Genomic DNA, 1,193 nt, shown 5'->3' with positions numbered 1-1,193 from the left:
GGCGCTGCTGGCCGCCGAGGGCGCCCCGACGTGCGCCCGGTTGCTGGGCGAACGGGGCGAGCGGATCCTCGCCGAGGGCGGCGCGGCGGAGTACGTGGCGCTGGTCGCGGCGCTGCCCCGCCACCTGCGCGACGACCGGATCCGGCTGCTGTGGGGCGACGCGCTGCGGGCCACCGGCGACGCGGTCGGGGCGCTCGCGGTCTTCGCCGACCTGTGCCCCGAGGGCGACGGCTGGGATCCCGGGCTGGCCTGGCGGGTCGGGATGGTCCACTACCTGCGCGCCGAGCCCCGCGAGGCGCTGGCCACATTCGCCCGCGCCGACCTGTCCACCGGCAGTCCGCTCGACCGGGCGCTGCTGCTGGCCTGGGCCGCCTCGACACAGTGGATGCTCGGCCGGGCGGAGGCGGCCGCCGAGCACGCGGCGCGGGCCTACGAGCAGGCCGTCGCGGCCGGCGACGACCGCGCGCTGGCCGCCGCGCACGTCGCGCTGGCGCTCGCGGGCAAGGCGGCAGGCGACCCGGCGGCCGTGGTCCACCACTACGACCGGGCGCTGCACGCCGCCCGACGGGCCGGCGACGAGGTGACGGCCGCCCGGGTCCTGATCAACCAGACGCACGAGCAGCTCGCCCGCGCGCGCTACCCGCAGGCCCTCGACCTGGCCACCCGGGCCGTCCGGGCGGCCGCGCGGGGCGGCGCCGCCGGCATGCGGGTCGTGTCGCTGTGCAACGAGGCGGAGATCCTGGCCCGGCTCGGCCGCTTCGACGAGGCCATCGACCGGTACGAGCGGGTGGCGCCGATGTGCCGGCGGATGGGTTCGCGGCGCGGCGCGGTGGCCCTGCTCGCCCTCGGCGACGTGCACCGCCGGCGGGGCTGGCGGGAGCAGGCCATCGCCGCGTACCACGAGGCGGTCCGCGACGCCCGCGCCGGCGGCGAGCACCAGTCGCTCGTGCCGGCGCTGGCCGGGCTGGCCCGGTCGCTGGCCATAGTGGACAACGCCGCCGCGCACGCGCTGGCCGACGAGGCCGGGTCGCTGGCCGCCGGCCCCGATCTGCTCGCGGCGCTGGTCGCGAAAGGCTGGGTGGCCCGTCACGGCGGTGACCATCCTTCGGCGCTGCGCCTGGCGGCCGAGGCGGCGCACGACCCGGGCGGGCGCGGCGAGCGCCGGTGGCTCGCCGAGACCCTCGAACTGCGGG

General features: G+C 79.5%; 1 protein-coding gene. It reads left to right on the top strand.

Annotation, left to right across the window (positions count from 1 at the left end; translation table 11 throughout):
- Window positions 1-1,193, top strand: a 1,193-nt coding sequence (locus tag ABD211_RS33070) for a tetratricopeptide repeat protein (RefSeq protein WP_344140458.1), incomplete at both ends; no start/stop codon positions are given.

The organism is Luedemannella flava (genome assembly GCF_039528515.1).
Lineage (GTDB): Bacteria > Actinomycetota > Actinomycetes > Mycobacteriales > Micromonosporaceae > Luedemannella > Luedemannella flava.
The sequence above is the reverse complement of the archived record's forward strand: the minus strand, read 5'-3'. Positions and strand labels throughout refer to the sequence as shown.